This is a genomic window from Pseudomonas sp. GW821-FHT09C09, from assembly GCF_059418105.1.
The window spans coordinates 200,157-217,087 of the sequence record NZ_JBWKPF010000008.1 but is presented as its reverse complement, the minus strand read 5'-3'; the positions used below and the strand labels follow the sequence as shown (position 1 = coordinate 217,087).

The 16,931-nt window shown below is 60.5% G+C and carries 12 protein-coding genes and 1 pseudogene; 5 read left to right on the top strand and 8 right to left on the bottom strand.

Going from position 1 to position 16,931, the window contains the following annotated elements:
- The first annotated feature begins 12 nt into the window (after positions 1 to 12).
- Together AC07NR_RS23980 and AC07NR_RS23975 are read left to right on the top strand one after the other, a co-directional pair.
- Positions 13 to 1,314, top strand: coding sequence for an HAAAP family serine/threonine permease (locus AC07NR_RS23980; protein ID WP_495079610.1), 1,302 nt, complete (start codon positions 13 to 15; stop codon positions 1,312 to 1,314).
- Positions 1,315 to 1,512: 198 nt separating this feature from the next.
- Positions 1,513 to 1,830: a DUF3509 domain-containing protein gene (locus AC07NR_RS23975; RefSeq protein WP_305836801.1), complete on the top strand. Its 318-nt coding sequence runs from the start codon at positions 1,513 to 1,515 to the stop codon at positions 1,828 to 1,830.
- On the opposite strand, the gene AC07NR_RS23970 is transcribed toward AC07NR_RS23975, so the two are convergent.
- A complete protein-coding gene (locus AC07NR_RS23970; RefSeq protein WP_003221775.1) occupies positions 1,827 to 2,327 on the bottom strand; it encodes a phosphate-starvation-inducible protein PsiE in 501 nt (166 codons plus the stop codon). The two genes, AC07NR_RS23975 and AC07NR_RS23970, sit on opposite strands and share 4 nt — an antisense overlap.
- A 293-nt stretch (positions 2,328 to 2,620) precedes the next feature.
- Here AC07NR_RS23970 and AC07NR_RS23965 point away from each other — a divergent pair.
- Positions 2,621 to 2,878 (top strand): annotated as a pseudogene (locus AC07NR_RS23965) (YebG family protein); the annotation flags it as partial.
- Positions 2,879 to 3,031: 153 nt separating this feature from the next.
- Here AC07NR_RS23965 and AC07NR_RS23960 read toward each other — a convergent pair.
- Positions 3,032 to 4,051 (bottom strand): Glu/Leu/Phe/Val dehydrogenase family protein, encoded by a 1,020-nt coding sequence (locus tag AC07NR_RS23960; RefSeq protein WP_085711736.1) that lies wholly within the window; start codon positions 4,049 to 4,051, stop codon positions 3,032 to 3,034.
- A gap of 184 nt (positions 4,052 to 4,235) precedes the next feature.
- On the opposite strand from AC07NR_RS23960, the gene AC07NR_RS23955 reads away from it, so the two are divergent.
- On the top strand, positions 4,236 to 5,039 hold the full coding sequence (locus tag AC07NR_RS23955) for a SirB1 family protein (RefSeq protein ID WP_085711737.1): 804 nt from the start codon (positions 4,236 to 4,238) through the stop codon (positions 5,037 to 5,039).
- Here AC07NR_RS23955 and AC07NR_RS23950 read toward each other — a convergent pair.
- The 4 genes from AC07NR_RS23950 to hmgA form a co-directional block, all read right to left on the bottom strand.
- Complete coding sequence (locus AC07NR_RS23950; RefSeq protein ID WP_495079609.1) at positions 4,963 to 6,348, bottom strand: MFS transporter; 1,386 nt, start codon at positions 6,346 to 6,348, stop codon at positions 4,963 to 4,965. The two genes, AC07NR_RS23955 and AC07NR_RS23950, sit on opposite strands and share 77 nt — an antisense overlap.
- A gap of 81 nt (positions 6,349 to 6,429) precedes the next feature.
- Positions 6,430 to 7,068, bottom strand: coding sequence for a maleylacetoacetate isomerase (maiA, locus tag AC07NR_RS23945; protein WP_102619468.1), 639 nt, complete (start codon positions 7,066 to 7,068; stop codon positions 6,430 to 6,432).
- A gap of 12 nt (positions 7,069 to 7,080) precedes the next feature.
- Entirely contained in the window at positions 7,081 to 8,385 is a 1,305-nt protein-coding gene (gene fahA, locus AC07NR_RS23940) for a fumarylacetoacetase (protein WP_495079608.1), read from the bottom strand.
- 3 nt (positions 8,386 to 8,388) lie between these two features.
- Positions 8,389 to 9,684, bottom strand: coding sequence for a homogentisate 1,2-dioxygenase (hmgA, locus tag AC07NR_RS23935; RefSeq protein WP_495079607.1), 1,296 nt, complete (start codon positions 9,682 to 9,684; stop codon positions 8,389 to 8,391).
- 163 nt (positions 9,685 to 9,847) lie between these two features.
- On the opposite strand from hmgA, the gene AC07NR_RS23930 reads away from it, so the two are divergent.
- Positions 9,848 to 10,630: an IclR family transcriptional regulator gene (locus tag AC07NR_RS23930; protein WP_495079606.1), complete on the top strand. Its 783-nt coding sequence runs from the start codon at positions 9,848 to 9,850 to the stop codon at positions 10,628 to 10,630.
- A gap of 12 nt (positions 10,631 to 10,642) precedes the next feature.
- Here AC07NR_RS23930 and AC07NR_RS23925 read toward each other — a convergent pair whose 3' ends face one another.
- Both AC07NR_RS23925 and AC07NR_RS23920 read right to left on the bottom strand, forming a co-directional pair.
- Entirely contained in the window at positions 10,643 to 14,092 is a 3,450-nt protein-coding gene (locus tag AC07NR_RS23925) for a dermonecrotic toxin domain-containing protein (RefSeq protein WP_495079605.1), read from the bottom strand.
- A 162-nt stretch (positions 14,093 to 14,254) separates the two neighbouring features.
- Positions 14,255 to 16,801 carry a LuxR C-terminal-related transcriptional regulator gene (locus tag AC07NR_RS23920; protein ID WP_495079604.1) on the bottom strand — a complete coding sequence of 849 codons (2,547 nt, stop codon included), beginning with the start codon at positions 16,799 to 16,801 and terminating at the stop codon, positions 14,255 to 14,257.
- Between the last annotated feature and the right edge of the window lie 130 nt (positions 16,802 to 16,931).

The window sequence follows — 16,931 nt, the reverse complement described above, 5'->3', positions numbered from 1 at the left end:
GAGGCAAAAACGATGACCGATGTACGTACACCTGCTGCCGAAAATCCTGCTGTAGACCGCACACGAAATAACGAAACCGCCCACAAGGGCTGGAGCAAATTCGACACCACCTGGATGCTCGGCCTGTACGGCACGGCCATAGGTGCCGGCACCTTGTTCCTGCCGATCAACGCCGGTGTCGGCGGCTTCTGGCCGTTGCTGATCCTGGCGTTGTTGGCGTTCCCGATGACCTTCTTCGCGCACCGGGGCCTGACCCGCTTCGTGCTGTCGGGCCGCTCCGGTGACATCACCGAAGTGGTGGAAGAACACTTCGGCATCGGCGCCGGCAAACTGATCACGCTGCTGTATTTCTTCGCGATCTTCCCGATCCTGCTGGTGTACAGCGTGGCGCTGACCAACACCCTGAGCAGCTTCCTCGAACATCAGCTGCACATCGCTCCGCCGCCGCGCGCGGTGTTGTCGCTGGCGTTGATCCTCGGTCTGATGGCCATCGTGCGTTGCGGTCAAAGCGTGATCGTCAAAGCCATGAGCGTGCTGGTGTATCCGTTCGTCGCCGCGTTGTTGTTGCTCGGTCTCAGCCTGATCCCGAACTGGAACGGCGCATTCTTCGCCAGTGCTCAAGAACCAATGGAAATGTCGGTGTTCCTCAAGACCCTGTGGCTGGCGATCCCGGTGATGGTGTTTTCGTTCAACCATTCGCCGATCATTTCCGCCTTCGCCGTCGAGCAGAAACAGCGCTACGGCGACCAGGCCGAACGCAAGAGCAGCGGCATCCTCGCCATGGCCCACGGCATGATGGTGGTGACGGTGATGTTCTTCTGCTTCAGCTGTGTGCTGGCGCTGTCGCCAGCCGACCTGGCAGCGGCCAAGGCGCAGAACATTTCGATCCTGTCGTACCTGGCCAACCACTTCCAGACGCCGGTCATCGCCTACGCCGCGCCGCTGATTGCGCTGGTGGCAATCACCAAATCCTTCCTCGGCCACTACATCGGCGCCAGCGAAGGCTTCCAGGGCATGATCGTCAAAAGCCTGCGCGGCCGGGGCCGGGTGATGTCGGCGAGCTGGCTGAACCGTGCGACTGCGCTGTTCATGATCCTCAGCTGCTGGGCCGTGGCGACGTTCAACCCGAGCATCCTCGGCATGATCGAAACCCTCGGAGGGCCGGTGATTGCCTGCCTGTTGTTCCTGATGCCGATGTACGCGATCCGCCGCGTGCCAGCCTTGCGCCAGTATTCGGGCCAGGTGTCCAACGTGTTCGTGGTGCTGATCGGCCTGATTGCACTGTCGGCGATCATCTACTCGGTTCTGCCCTGAAACGGGCCGTAAACGAAGAAGGCGAGCCATGGGCTCGCCTTCTTTTTGGCCGGTTATGTTGTTCGACAATATTCCCGGCATGTCCCTTGCTACATCGCTGAGGAGACAGGACCACGGAAGGGCCGACGGTCAGGTTTGGCGAACCAACCCGATCAAGGCCGGTCAACAACTGCACGTTCAATCAGGCGGTGACGCATCATGGACAATCCTTTTCAGATCATTACCGATGCCTTCGCGCCGGACTATCAGATCAACCTGAGCATTCAGGGCCTCGACGGCAGCATCATGCTGACCCTTTCCAACGGCGGCCGGATCGTCGCCAAACGAATGATCAGCGCCGAACAGCGCAACGACCCCAAACGCCTGAAACGGCTGGTGCAAAGCATTCAGTTCGGCATCGCCATCGAACAAGGCCACAGCGCCATGGCGATCCTCGAAGCCATGACCCGCGGCGACGGGCTCACCCCGCCGCCGCAGCGGAACAAGGGCCAGCATCGGCCCTCGATCGGTCTTTAAAGCTCGCCCTTCTCGATCTCCGGGTGTTCACCGGAACCCGCACCGAGCTTGCGCTGCGGCTTCTCGATTTTCACCGAAGGGAATTGCGACGAGGCGTAGCGCACCACCAGGATCGAGAACGCCAGCAGCAGAATCCCGCCGCACAGGTAGATGATGCCCATGTCCGGCGGGTTGTGGTGCGAGACGTTGGAGATCAGCAGGCGCGTCAGAGCGGTGATCGCCACATAGATCAGGAAGCGCACCGGCATGTGGTTGGTCTTGAAGTAAATCCCGACCATCGCTCCCAGTTCGAGATAGATGAACAGCAACAGAATGTCATCGATCTTGATGTGCCCTTCCTCGAGCATCCCGAGAAATTCCATCACCGCCGCCCAGGCGGTCACCGCACCAATGGCGAACAGGGCCAGGTAGTGGAAGGTCTCGACGAACAGGTTGCCCAGGGACTCGGCCAGTTGATGCACGTTTTGCCGCAGTTTCTCGGCCCAGTTGATTTTCACGATGAAGGTTCCTTAGCCCGGTTCGAGCGGATGTTGCGTGCTGGACGTGACGGTTATTGCGCACGTACACGGATGCATGCAGAAAAGAGGCCACGCCATCATGGCGAGGCGCCGCAAAACCTGCGCCGTGGCGTTTGGTCGCACCTGCGCGGCGCAATCGGACTGACAAACTCCGAATCCGGTCTACATTAAAAAGCCACTACCCAAAGCGCAGGGATTCGCTTATCCTTTTCGCTGTATATAGATACAGTAGTCGCAAAGACAACTTAATGTGAAGGCATGTGAGGTGGTGAATGGCCGTCGAAGTGGTATACCGCAGCAGCCGAGATCTGGAGCGCTTGTTCATGGATAAAGCCGAAGCTGACCGTCATGACAAAATGCTCGAACTGGCCGAACTGTTGGCCGAAGTGCTGGAAAAAGCCGTTCCTTCGTTGAGCGAGCAGCAAGTGGAAGAAGTCGGGATCTACATGGCGAAGAACCGCGATGTGTTTGCCCGGGCGTTCAAGAGCCAGCCTGATGCCCTGTCGGAGCTGATCAACGCACCGGCCGCACCGGTTGTAGCGACCGAGACGGCGGACGCAGCCGAACCTGCAGAAGCCCCGGCCAAACCCGCCAAGGCGGCGAAGGCTGCAAAGTAAGCGACACTTGAATTGAATAGCCCCTGAGTTGAAAGACTCAGGGGCTTTTTCATGTCCGGGGAAAACTCAGCGGTACAACACCTTCTCCGCCAGCTCGTCTGCCACCCGCGCCGGTGAACGTTTTTCCGCTTGGGCGTGGGCGAAGACTTCCGTCAGCCGCGAACTGATCTTCGACAGATGCGCGGTGATAGTCGTCAGCTCTTCGCCCCGATGCTTGAGGGAAACGTAGATCAGCCCACCGGCATTGATCACGTAATCCGGCGCATACAGGATGCCACGCCGCTCCAGTTGATCGGCCACATCCAGATGCGTCAGTTGATTGTTGGCCGAGCCTGCCACCGCCGAGCAGCGCAACTGGGTGACGGTGTGGCTGTTGAGCACACCGCCCAGGCCGCACGGTGCGAGGATGTCGCACGGTGTGCTGAGCAAGGCGTCATTGGCAATCGGATGAGCATTGAGCTGTTCCATCGCCAGTTGCACCTTGCCGTGATCGATGTCGCTGACCAACAGTTCGGCGCCCGCCGCGTGCAGCTGTTCAGCGAGGGCATAACCAACATTGCCGAGTCCCTGAATCGCCACGCGCAAACCTTCGAGGTTGTCGCTGCCCAGCCTTGCCATGGCCGTGGCGCGGATGCCGGTGAACACGCCCATTGCCGCGTGCGGCGCCGGGTCGCCGGCGGACGTGGTGCTGGTGACATGCTGGGTCTGCTGGGCGATGCAGTCCATGTCCGCCACCGAAGTGCCGCTGTCGATGGCGGTGATGTAGCGGCCGTCGAGTTGATCGATGCAACGACCGAATGCTTCAAACAGCGCACCACGATTTTCCACATGGGCCGGCCGCACGATCACGGCCACCCCGCCGCCCTGGGCCAGACCGGCCAGCGCCGCTTTATAGCTCATGCCTTGGGCCAAGCGTATGGCGTCCGCGACAGCGGATTCATCGTTCGGATAGGCAAGATAACGACACCCGCCCAGGGCTGGCCCGAGGCGACTGTTATGGATGGCAATGACCGCCTTCAATCCGGAGACCGGATCAACGCTAAGGTGCAGCGATTCCAGGCGAGTGCTTTGCATGAGAGCGAACATCGGCAGGCTCCCGAATCACTTCTGGTAGTCGCCAGTATAGGCTTGCGCCCAAAAATTGCTGAAGCGCACAGGAATAAGGCCCTGCAGCGACCGATGCGTTGCGGCATAACCCGATGGCAGAGCGGCGCGGTACTGGACGAATGCAAGAGACGGGGCTAAAACGAGGCATTCTCCGGAGATTTTGATGAGTCCGCGCCAACGTTTTTTCGAATGCCTGCACCGTTCACCGCCTGCGCTGCTGGAGGCAGCGTTGTGGATGGCCGCCGAGCACGATAAGCACGTCGATCCCGATGCGCTGTTGCAGGATTTCATCGAGCTGCAGCAACGGGTCAGCTTTGGCTTGCCGTTGTTGCCGGTCAGCGAGCTGGCGCAACCGCTGCTCCGGCGCATGGTCGAGCTGGGCTTCGCGCAGGATGATTTTGCGCCAGTGCGCCCGCAGGCTGCTCTGCTGAACAAGGTGTTACAGACCCGCCGCGGTCAACCACTGGCCCTGGCGCTGATTGCTCTGGAACTGGCCCGAGGCCTGGAAATTCCGCTGGTGGGCGTGAACTTCCCCGGGCATTTCCTGCTGAAGGTTCCCGGCGCCGATCACCTGCTCGATCCGTGCGGTGGACGACGCCTGTATCCGAACGATTGCCGCGAACTGCTGCATCGCCAATATGGCCACCAGATGCAACTCAAGGCCGACCACCTGCTGACCGCCACCCCGCTGCAAATGCTACAGCGCCTGTCGCGCAACCTGCGCCAGTTGCATCTGACCCACGATGACTACATCGCGGCGCTGATCGATGCCGAACGCGTGCTCGAACTGGGCAATGCCAGCGTCGCTGATTACCTGGCCCGAGCCAGCCTGTATCAGCGCCTGGACTGCCCGAACGCCGAACGCTTCGACCTGGAACACGCGCTACTGCTCAGTGACGACCCGATTCAGCGGCTTCGCCTGACGGAACGGTTGGGGCATTTGCCACCCAATTCGGTTGTGCACTGACCGGCGAACGCACCTGAATGATCAACAACGCCGCGATCACTGCCGGAATCGCGCAGCAGAAGAAAATCTGCTCCACCGGAATGTGCATCGCCAGCAGCAGGCTGCCGAACAGCGGCCCGAGAATCGAACCGAACCGCCCTACTCCCAACGCCCAACCGGTGCCGGTGGCGCGCACGTGGGCCGGATAGAAATTGCTGGCGAAAGCATTCAGCGTCAGTTGCCCGCCGATGATGCAGAACCCCGCCGCAAACACACAGGCCACCAGATAACGCGGATTGTCGTGATTCAGGCCCAACAGAATCGTGCACAGCGCTGCACCGGCCAACACACCGGACAGCAGACGCACTTTGCTTTTCAAACGGTCGGCGAACCACGCCATGCAGATCGCGCCCAGCGTACCGGCGAACAGGAACATCGACGTCACCAGGTTCGCTTCATTGAGCTTCAGGCCACTTTCCAGCAACAACGACGGCAGCCAGCTGATCATGAAATACAGCAGGATCAGGCTGACGAAAAAGGTCGACCAGATCAGCAAGGTCGGGCGTGCGTAACCATTGCGGAACAATTCAACCACGGTCAGTTTGCTGCCCTGCTCCCGCTCGTTTTGTTCGACCGATGCGGCGGGTGGTTGCCAGTCCGGCAGCATTCGCGCGGTGACCTTGCGCAGGCGCGCATACGGTGGCGCATCGCGCAGCAGACGCGGCAAGGACTCCGGCAGCATCCACCAGAGAAACGGAAACAGCAGCAACGGCGTGACACCGCCGGCGAGGAATACCGCCTGCCAGCCGAACCGGTCGATGAACCCGGCCGCGACAAAACCGCCCGCCGCCCCGCCGAACGAGAAGCCGCAGGCCGCCAGCGTCACCATCAGCGTACGCAGGCGTGGCGGTGAATATTCCGACATCAACGCCATGGCGCTGGGCATTGCACCGCCCATGCCGATGCCGCAGATGAAACGCGCGATCATCAAGGTATTCAGGGAATCGGCGAACACCATCAGCACGGTGAGGCTGGCATAGATCAGTACACAGGCGAGCAGAATCCGCCGTACGCCGAAGCGGTCGGCCAGCGGCGTCACGGCCAGCGAGCCGAGGGTCAGGCCCAGCAGGTTGGCGCTGAACACCGGGCCGAACGCCGATTTCTCCAGGCCCCAGTCCTGCGCCAGCGCCGGGACCACGTAACCGAGCACCTGGGCGTCATAGCCGTCGGTGACCAGCAGCAAGGCGAGAAGAATCAGGAGCAACCACTGAAAGCGGGACACAGGACGGGCGTCGAGTGCCGCCCGGAAGCTGGCAATCTGGTTATGCATCGCAAGGTACCTGTTTTGTTTTTATGATTTTTTGCGGGTAACCGGAATGGCTCCCGTGCGTTGCACGGGAGCCATCAATTGCTACTTCGGCGTGTCCGGCTGGTTCGCCGGATGCGCCGCAATGAACGCCGGATGTTCGGCCGCCAGTGCCGCCACCCGACGAATCCGTGGGTAGGCCTCAAGCGAAACATTGAAACGCTCGGCCGCGTACAGCTGCGGAATCAGGTACACATCAGCCACGCACGGCCACTCGCCGAAACAGAAGCCGCTGTCGCCGATCAACTGCTCGACCGTTGCCAGCCCCTGACCGATCCAGTGAGCGATCCACTCGTTGACCTGCGGTTCGTCATGGCCCAGACCGCGCAGGCGATTGAGCACGCTGACGTTGTGCAGCGGATGCACATCGCAGCCAATCACCGCCGCCACGCCGCGCACCTGCGCACGGGCAACGAGGTCTTCGGGCAGCAACGGCACCTGTGGATAACGTTCCTCCAGGTACTCGATGATCGCCGGCGACTGAATCAGCAACTTGCCGTCGTCAGTACGCAGCGCTGGCACACGGCCCTGGGGATTGATCGCCAGATACGCCGGTTGTCGATGTTCGCCACCGGGCGGTGCGATCAGGTTGACCGGCAGCGCCTGATAGTCGAGGCCCTTGAGCGCCAGCGCGATCCGCACCCGGTACGACGAGGTGGAACGGTAATAGGTATAGAGATCCATGAGCCGCTCCTGTCAGCGTGCCGCCAGCACGGTGCCACGGCAATCGCCGAAACCGATGGAGGCAAAACCGTCGCGGGCGCAGCGAGCGCGCAGGATGATTTCGTCGCCGTCTTCAAGGAACTTGCGCACTTCACCGGACGCCAGTTCGATCGGCTTTTTGCCGCCCTCGGTGATTTCCAGCAGGCTGCCGAACTGACCGTTTTCAGGGCCGGACAGAGTGCCCGAACCGAACAGGTCACCGGCCTGCAACTGGCAGCCGTTGACGCTGTGGTGCGCGACCATTTGCGCGACGGTCCAGTACATGTAGCGGGTGTTGCTCAGGGTCAGGCGATGGGCCGGCAGGTTCTGCTCGCGCATTTTCTCGGTGAGCAGCAGCACTTCCAGCTCGATGTCGAAACCACCGCCATCCTGATCGCGCTTGTCGAGCAGGTACGGCAGCGGCTGCGGGTCGCCTTGCGGACGCGCCGGTTGCGCGGTGCGGAATGGCGCCAGCGCTTCGGCGGTCACCACCCATGGCGAAACGCTGGTGATGAAGCTCTTGGACAGGAACGGCCCGAGCGGCTGGTATTCCCAGGCCTGGATATCACGGGCCGACCAGTCGTTGAGCAGGCAGAAACCGGCAATGTGTTCGGCGGCATCACCGATGGCAATCGGCTCACCCATCTCGTTGCCCTGACCGATCCAGATCCCCAGTTCCAGTTCATAGTCCAGCCGCGCACATGGGCCGAAGGTCGGCTCGGTCGCACCCGCCGGCAGGGTCTGGCCTTTCGGACGGCGCACGTCGGCACCGGAAGCACGCACGGTGGACGCACGACCGTGGTAGCCGATCGGCACGTGTTTGTAGTTCGGCAGCAGCGGGTTGTCCGGGCGGAACAGTTTGCCGACGTTCTGCGCGTGCTCGATGCCGACGTAAAAGTCGGTGTAGTCACTGATGCGTGCCGGCAGGTGCAACTGGCAATCGGCGGCCAGCGGCAGCAGTTTCGCGCCCTGGGCTTCAATGTTGCCGCGATGGGTACTGCCCTCGCTGAACAGTTCCAGCAGACGCTCGCGCAGGGCAACGCGAGCGTCGCGGCCGAGTTCGAAGAAGGCGTTCAACTGACCGCCGTGCATGGCTTCGACTGCGCTGCGCGCAACGCCGTCGAACAGCCCGGCCTCCAGCGCAACCTGCAGATCGAAGATGTGTTCGCCAATCGCAACGCCCGCGCGCGGTGCCGAACCGTCGATGCTGAACACGCCCAGCGGCAGGTTCTGCAACGGGAAATCGGTGTGGCCGTTGGCCGAAGCGACCCAACTGCGGGTGATGGAATTCTGAGTCATGGGTTATCTCCGGGTCGGGTCGAACGTGGCGGGCAGCGTGGCCCAGCAGGCATCGTAAGTGGATTGCAGTTGCGGGCAGTCGAGGGCGAAGCGGCTTGGGCGCAGCACCTGGCTGGTCTCGAACATGAAGGCCATGGTGTTGTCGATCTTCGCCGGTTTGAGGTCCGCGTTGATGGCTTTGGTACAGGTCTCGCCGTCCGGGCCGTGGGCGCTCATGCAACTGTGCAGCGATGCGCCGCCGGGCACGAAACCTTCGGCCTTGGCGTCGTACTCGCCCTGGATCAGGCCCATGAATTCGTTCATCAGGTTGCGGTGGAACCACGGCGGACGGAAGGTGTTCTCGGCCACCATCCAGCGAGGCGGGAAGATCACGAAATCGAGATTGGCCAGACCGTGGACGCTGGTCGGCGAGGTCAGCACAGTGAAGATCGACGGGTCCGGGTGATCGAAACTGACGGTGCCGATGGTATTGAAGCGGCGCAGGTCATATTTGTACGGCACGTTGTTGCCGTGCCAGGCGACCACGTTCAGCGGCGAGTGATTGAGTTCGGTGCCCCACAACTGGCCGAGGAATTTCTGCACCAGGGTGGTCGGTTGTTGCAGGTTTTCGTAGGCGGCGACCGGGGTCAGGAAGTCCCGCGGATTGGCCAGGCCGTTGCTGCCGATCGGTCCCAGATCCGGCAGGCGCAGCGGCGCGCCATGGTTCTCGGCGACGTAACCGCGCGCTTGCGGGTCGAGCAGTTCGACGCGGAATTTCAGGCCCCGTGGCAAAACGACGATTTCCAGCGGCGCCACTTCCAGCACGCCGAGCTCGGTGGCGATACGCAGACGGCCCAGTTGCGGCACCAGCAGCAATTCACCGTCGGCGTTGAAGAAAACGCGCTCCATCGAACGGTTGGCGCAGTAGTGGTAGATGCTGATACCGGCCGGTTTTTCGGCGCCGGAGTTGGCCGCCATGCTCACCAGACCGTCGACGAAATCAGTCGGCTCGGCCGGGATCTCCAGCGGGTTCCAGCGCAGGCGATTGGGGGTCACTTCGCCCAACGGGCCGCCCGCCAGTTGCCGCTCCAGTTTGACGAATGCCGGGTGATTGGCCGACGGCTGGATCCGGTACATCCAGGTGCGCCGCGCTTCGCTGCGGGTCATGGTGAACGCGGTGCCGGAGAACAGTTCGGTGTACAGACCGTACGGGGCTTTCTGCGGGGAGTTCTGGCCGACGGGCAGTGCGCCGGGCAATGCTTCGGAGCTGAATTCGTTGCCGAAACCGGACTGGTAAGCCAGGGCTGAATCGAGGTTCATGGAGCCTCCTGAACAGGGAGTCGGCATGGCCGGACGCTCTGGATCAGAGGTCTTGGCACGCCGGGGTTATTTTTATCGTAATTCAATTACGCATAACGTAATTTGCTCGCTATCCAGCGTCAAGCTATAAAGACGCCCATTCGTTCCGGGACACGGCAGCACCATGGAAAAAACCAGCGACAGCAACGGCAAACAGAAAGTCCGCTCCGCCGAAGTCGGCACCGACATCCTCAAGGCCCTGGCCGAGTTGTCGCCGTCCACTTCGCTGTCGCGTCTGGCCGAACATGTGCAAATGCCGGCGAGCAAGGTTCACCGCTATCTGCAGGCCTTGATCGCCAGTGGTTTCGCCGAACAGAACACCGCCACCAACCACTACGGCCTCGGCCGTGAAGCGCTGCGGGTGGGCCTGGCCGCACTCAACAGTATGGACGTACTGAAAGTCGCCGCCCTGCCGCTGGCCGAACTGCGCGACGAACTCAACGAAACCTGTTTCCTGGCGGTGTGGGGCAATCAGGGCGCGACCGTAGTGCACATCGAGCCGGCGGTGCGCGCGGTGACCGTGGTGACGCAAGTGGGTTCGGTGCTGCCACTGCTCAGTTCTTCGACAGGCCTCGTGTTCGGCGCCTATCTGCCGCACCGGGAAACCGACGAATTGCGCGAACAGGAAATCGCCAGCGGCGGCCATCCGCTGGCGGACGAAAAAGCTTATGCAGCGTTGTGCGAACAGATCCGCGAACGCGGTCTGCATCATGTGCACGGATTGCTGATGCCCGGTGTCGATGCCCTCTCGGCACCAGTGTTCAACGCCCTCGGGCAGGTCGCGGCGGTATTGACCATCGTCGGCCCGACGTCGCTGTTCCACGCCGACGAAAACGGCCCGGCGGCCCAGCGGTTGCTGGCGGCGACGCGGGCCGTGAGTTGGCGGATGGGGTATCAACCCGCCTGATGGATTGAATGATCAGCCGACAATGTGGGTCCTGCTGTCCGCAATCGCATGGGGAGAAACCGCCGCGGTGATGTAACCGATCCCGACCGGCACGCCGGTCGCGGTCGATACGATGTCCGCAATATCCTTGACCCGCGACAACGCGTCCACCGCCGAAACCGATCCACCAACACCCGCGATCACACCGACATACAGGAGAATGGAACTTCTCCAGGCCGAGGCGAGATGATTCCTGCCTGCGTCGTCATCCCCCAGGCTGTAGGCAACGATGCCTTGAACAATCGACTGTGTGATCCGTACGATACTGGCGACCAGCCCCACTGGCGGGACAAACAGCGAGACGATATCCACCGCCAGCTCCGTGACCACCAGCACCGTGTTCCAGAAACGTTCGGCAGGCGTGGTCGTTTGATGATCGACATCGCTGAGCACCCGCGAAATCATGCTGTCGAACTCGAACTTGAAATGAGTCACGGCGTAACTGTTGTTCAATGCAGGTGCAGGGAGGGCGTTTGCAGTCTGCTGACAACGCGTGACGAAATTCTGCACGACAGCTCGGTGCTCCAGCGTTGCCAGTGCAATGACGTGATTGCCCAGGCTGCCGCCCTTGAGCCCCAGCGTCAGCGATTCGAGCGGGCGAAAGCTCAAACCGTCCGGCGCCTTGGGAATGTAGACCAGCAGTTGCAACTTCCCCGCCACACGGCGTCCGAACGTGTAGGCACCCTCGATGCGCCGACCTTCAAGGGCCAGCGTATAGATACCTTCCTGCGGGGTGGTTCCGGTCAAAAACGGAACCAGCGTGTGAGGGCGGTCATGATCCAGCCCTTCAATCAATCCCGCCAGCCAATTGAACTGCTCGGAGGACAGGGAGCCCTGCATCTTTTGGGTCAATGCAGCCTTGAGCATTTCGTTTTGCTTGACCTTGCAGAAGAGCTTCGCCTTCAGGCTCTGCTTCGGGGAGTTGGCGAAATGGTCAACCAGATGCCACTCATACGCCATGGCCGGTTTCAGGCTGATCAAGGATCCCACAACACTCGCATTCAGGGCTCCCAGTGAAGCACCATTTCCGGAGGAAAATGCCACCTGACCATCGCTCGGCCAGAGCTGCCATTGAATGAACAGTTGGGTGAGCGTCATCCAGTCTTGTCCACGCACCTTGACGTTCACTTGGTCAGGATCGATCAGGGGGTGTTTCGGGTCAGACCGTCGCAGATGACTGTTCAGCCTTTCCATCACCAGGTCTCGCGAAAACGACACCATCGTGGGGATATTCAGCTCATCTTTTGACACTTCGTAGATCGCCTTGAACTCCGTATTCAGCCGGGTGAGCAGCTCACGATCCTGTGCCGCCGCGTTCCGGTACCAGACGGGTGTGGCCACTTTTTCCTCTGCGACTTCCCAGTCGATGATCCTGTGGACGGCCCCCATCAGCGGGCCATCATCCAGCCCTTGAGCCCACTGCACCAATGTCACGCCCTCCCACCACCATGGCTGGAATACCGGGCCCGGTTCGCTGAAGGAAAGGTAGTATTTCTCGAATTCCGCACGATCTTCACTGAATGCCTGACCGATCAGGAAGTCACGGTCACGCGGCTCGAATCCCCAGGCAATGAACTGTCGCTTCAGTGCCGTCAGATCGGTGAACTCGAACCACTGCTGCCCTGTCGGGGCGCCGGGTGCATACAGGACATGCCTCGAGCGATCAGGCTCTGCGCCTCTCGCACGAAAGGCAAGCATGTCCTTGAACGGTTTGTAGTAACGCCGGAAAGCAACACCCGAAGCCTCCATTCCCGGGTCCCCAAGCAAATACCGCTGCACCATATCCTGCGCCTGCGGGCTGATGTGTTTTTGCAGGATCGCGGCGAAGTTACTGACGGCAATCTGCTGCGCCAGCACTTCACGCATGGCTTCTCTGACCGACGCCCGTCCAAAGCGGTCATTGCGTTCATTGGCGTATTGCACCCGCAGATCAAACTGGCGGATGGCGCGTTCGATATTGGACGCGGTCAGTCGCGGGTTGTTGTGAAACGCCTCGAACTTGATCGAGTACGCAGCCCCCTCGTCATGCACGCCGTACATGAACAGCTGGGTCAGGTTTTTACGCTCGATATGCTCGATACGCCGGTTGCCCATCCGCAGCGAATGTTGCACCGTCACCCAGACCGCATCAGGGTTCACGCGTTGGGTATCGCCTGCGGAAATATGAGTTTCGACGACACCGCGCACATACTCCTGGAATGAAGACACCCCGCCCATGGACTCATGCAATGCCACCTGACTTCTGAACAATCCCTTTTCCATCGAGGCGAAAACTTCCTGATGGGTGGCGGGAGCATCCTTGAGCCATTGCGGCCGATTTTTTTTGTTCATCAAGACCAGGAGGTGGGCAATGCGTCCCCTGGCGACATCGATCACTGTCTGCTGACGATGCACCGATTCGATGGAATGAATGACGGCCTGCAGATCCACGCCGGTTTTTTCCAGTTGGCGAAGGTGCCAGGTGACGTCTCTTTGCTGCTTTTCAAGCAACTGGGCCGTGAGGGTGTGAAAGAGTTCTCCCTGAATGTTCAGGTAACGGATGTCCGGAACATGCCTGACCTGAGCGGCGTCTTCCAGGGCAACACCCTTGAGCAGTTGCAGCCGGCTGTCCGGGTTGCTCAGGCGCTGCTCCAGAACACGCTGCATCATGGTCGATGTACGGAATGTTTCCAGGCCGTTCACGTGAGTGAAAAGAACGACCCAATCGTCCTCGCCCGGTACCAATTCAGAAACCGATCGACCATTGAGGTAAGTGACAAAGCAACCGGTCAGCGTCGCGAATCGGCCGTTTTCCAGTTGCAGAGAAACGCTGTAGGCCGGCGTCATGGATGCGCCCCTTATGAAGACGGCAAAACTTTCCTCTACTTCCGGCCGCACGCCTTGCAACTGCACTGTCGCACTCAATTCCTGCCAGAACAGCGCTGCACAGGCATCCTGCAGCTGGCGGCTGCGCGACGGCAGCTTGCGCCCCTTGTCATCCTTGCCCGAAGAAGCGGCCCAGTATTGCGCCAGCAAGGGCGGGTACTTTTGTGCCAGCGAGCCCAACACATTGCCGATCACCGAGCCGACGGCAACCACATCCAGACCCTGGATCAGATCCTCTTCATCCGTGGAGTCGCGCCAGTCGTAGACGCCGTATTGGCTGGCGTCATACACAGGTGCCCGGCCCAGCGCCAGGCACTGCATGAATACTTCCATGACCAGCCCGGTCGGTTGCGGATTGACGATTTCCTGACTTCGGGCCGTGATGTAGGTCTTGCTGATGTAAATGTCCGGCAGCAATCTCTGAAGTTCTTTTAACACCACATCCTGCAAAAGCGATTTGAACGAAGGCAACCCTCCCAGCATGCGTTCAAACTCTACAAAACCCTGATCAACCTTACTCAGACCTGTTTCAAACGAAATCTTTTCCATGGCACTCATAAACAAACTCCGCAAATACACTTTACAATCAGGCAATACAACATCACCCGAACCGTGCAATTAACGTAGCTTGAAAAGCACCAACACAAACACCCACCACATTTTACGAAGTATTAAAAACTTCCGACTCTCAACATGCCCCACGAACTTATTAACTGGCAATCAACTGCACAACCCCAGCATTCTCGCAAGCGCCACGGCATGCGTCCGACGTTCCACGCCCAACTTGGCGTGAATTCGCCGGACATGAGTTTTAACCGTATGCAACGAGATGAACAACTTGTCCGCTATTTGTTGATTGGAGCTTCCCGAAGCAATCAACTCCAGAACCTGAGATTCTCGCAAACTCAATGAACTTCCATCGCCACTTTTATCAGAAAGTTTCTTTTCCTGTGCCCAATCAACCCAGGCATCCGACACTTGTTCTTCAAACTTCAGCAACAGTCGCGACAAATTGAAATGGCTGGCCAATGTCCGGCCTCTTTCAAAATACTGTCGGGCCGATTCCCGTGCATCGAGCAACGAAGCCACCTCACCCATTGCCAGTAACAGCTCGGCTTCAAGAACTATCATCCGATTGGCTTGAGCCTGTTCGAACAGGCACTGCAGACGCGCCATGGGTTGCAGTGCCAAGTGCAACCGGGTCTCGGCCAGAATCAGCAAACACTCGATGCGTGGGACAAGCTCCAGCGTCGCCGGCGGTGCCTGTCGTGCGTGGGGGCCACGATAGTGCCGAAGTACCCGAGCCAAGGCCTCCCGGGCCCGTTCTGGCCGCCCTTGTTGCAACCAGAATTCGCTGCTGACCTGCAACAGGACGCCGCGATAAACCGTGTCCGGAATCTGTCGCTGCTGCATCAACCGTTCAGCATCGCGCAGGCGCATGAAAGCCTGTGGGTAATCGCCCTGATCGGCGGCCAGTTGCGCCTGTCCGAGAAAGCCGTAAAGCACCCGTTTGTCAAAGCTGCGCAGACAGTCGTCGAGCCCCTGCTGAAAGTGCTCGGCCGCTCGTTCCTGTTGCCCCATGCTCAGCGCCAGTCGCCCTCGACGCAGGGCAATGCGCCCCAGCAGCGGCGTCGGTCGCTCGACGGACGAGCCGAGCATTTCGCAAAGGCTGGCCAGCAGTTCTTCGGCTCGGGCCGACGCCCCTCGCTGTTCCAGCAATTGGGCGTGATCAAGTTCCAGCAATGCCTCGAACAGCAATGAACCCTCTGCCCGGGCCAGGCAAAGGGCTTCACGATTGATCGAATGCGCCAGCTCCAGATCGCCACACAGCAAAGCCTGCTGTGTACGCCCCGAGAGACACAGCAGGCGCGCTGTCCAGGCCTTCGGCGACAGATCGCTCAACGCTTGCTCAAAGTGATCCCGCGCCTCGTCCATCCGTCCTTGCAGGTGCAACAGCCAGCCTTGCTGAGCCTGCCAGCGGGCGATCAATTGCCGTTGCTGGCCAGCCGACGGTGGCGGCAAAAAACGCGACAGTTGCCCGATGCAATCCGCCGCCTGGGCAAAGCGCCCGGCGAACAGCAACGCAGCCGTGACCAAGCCGACCAGTTGCGCCGAACCCAGCAACAGTTCCTCGCCGTGTTGTTCATAAAGACGTAGCAACAGCGCGACCGTCTGTTCCTCGAACAGATGCTCGAAACTGAAATGCTGTAGCAGACTCACCGCGACCTCGTACTCTTCGGCCAGCAACGCCTGCTCGAAGGCGCATTTCCAATGCTGCCCGGCAGCAAACCACTGACAGGCCCGGCGATGCCAGGAGCGCCCGGCAGGCCAAGGTTCGTCACGCATCAAACGCGACAGTGGAGCACATACCTGCAACCAGTCCGGAGATCCATGCCAGGGTTCGATAAAGCATCCCAGGGTTTGCAGACTGCGCATCCATTGCGCCCCGTCCCCGGCACCGAACAGGTGATCGCACAGGCTGGCATTGAAGCGCGGCAAATGCGCCAGCACCCGCCAGGCTTCGGCCAGCTCCGGGCTCAGGCCGCTGAACAGTTCGTGTTGCAGATAATCGAGCAAGGTGTCCATGCGTTGCTGCGGCAAGGTCCTCTGCGACCAGTCGCATTTTTGCATCATCAGCATCCGTACCCCGGCGCACCAGCCGCCGCTGCGCTGATGGATGCGAGCAGCGATGCTATCGGCCTGGGCTGGCGGCAAGTGACGCAACACTTGGGCAATTTCATCCCTGTTCAGCGCCAGCGCCGCGCCTTCACATTCGTACAGTGCGTCATCCAGCAGCAGGCGCGGCCAGTTGCAGGGTGGACGCCGCCGCGTACCGATCCACCACGTCAGGGCCGGGCTACTGATCGCCAGCATCCGGTCGAGCAATGCATCCAGCGCAGCTTCCGGACTCCGGCAGTAATCGTCGATCAACACCCAGGTAGCCGAAGATCGTCGCGCCAGTTCATAAAGCAGCGAAGCCTCGTCCGAGGCAGTCAGTCCCATCGAACGCGCAAGCCGTTCGCAAAACTCGCCGACGCTCAAGGACGCCCCTGCCAGCGGCAACCAGCAGACGGTGCAATTGACCGGAGCCTGCAGCAGGCACTCGGTGAGCAGCGCGGTTTTACCGCTGCCGGCCGGCGCGCAGATCAGTTTGACCCGAGCCGCCGAGTCGAGCAGTGCCTCGTAAAGGCGCGGGCGTGGCAGATGATGGGGAGACAGTCTCGGGAGAAAATCCGGTCTATCCAGACAGGGTGTCATGGCGGTCATCGGGTGCGCCTTTTTATCGTTGTACGCTCACCCTAGCCCTCTCCCCGACGCTTGTTGACGAGTATTCAGTACGCTGATCGCAGCCCATAAAAAAGGCGACCACCCGGTCGCCTTTTGTCTTGCCGGTGTA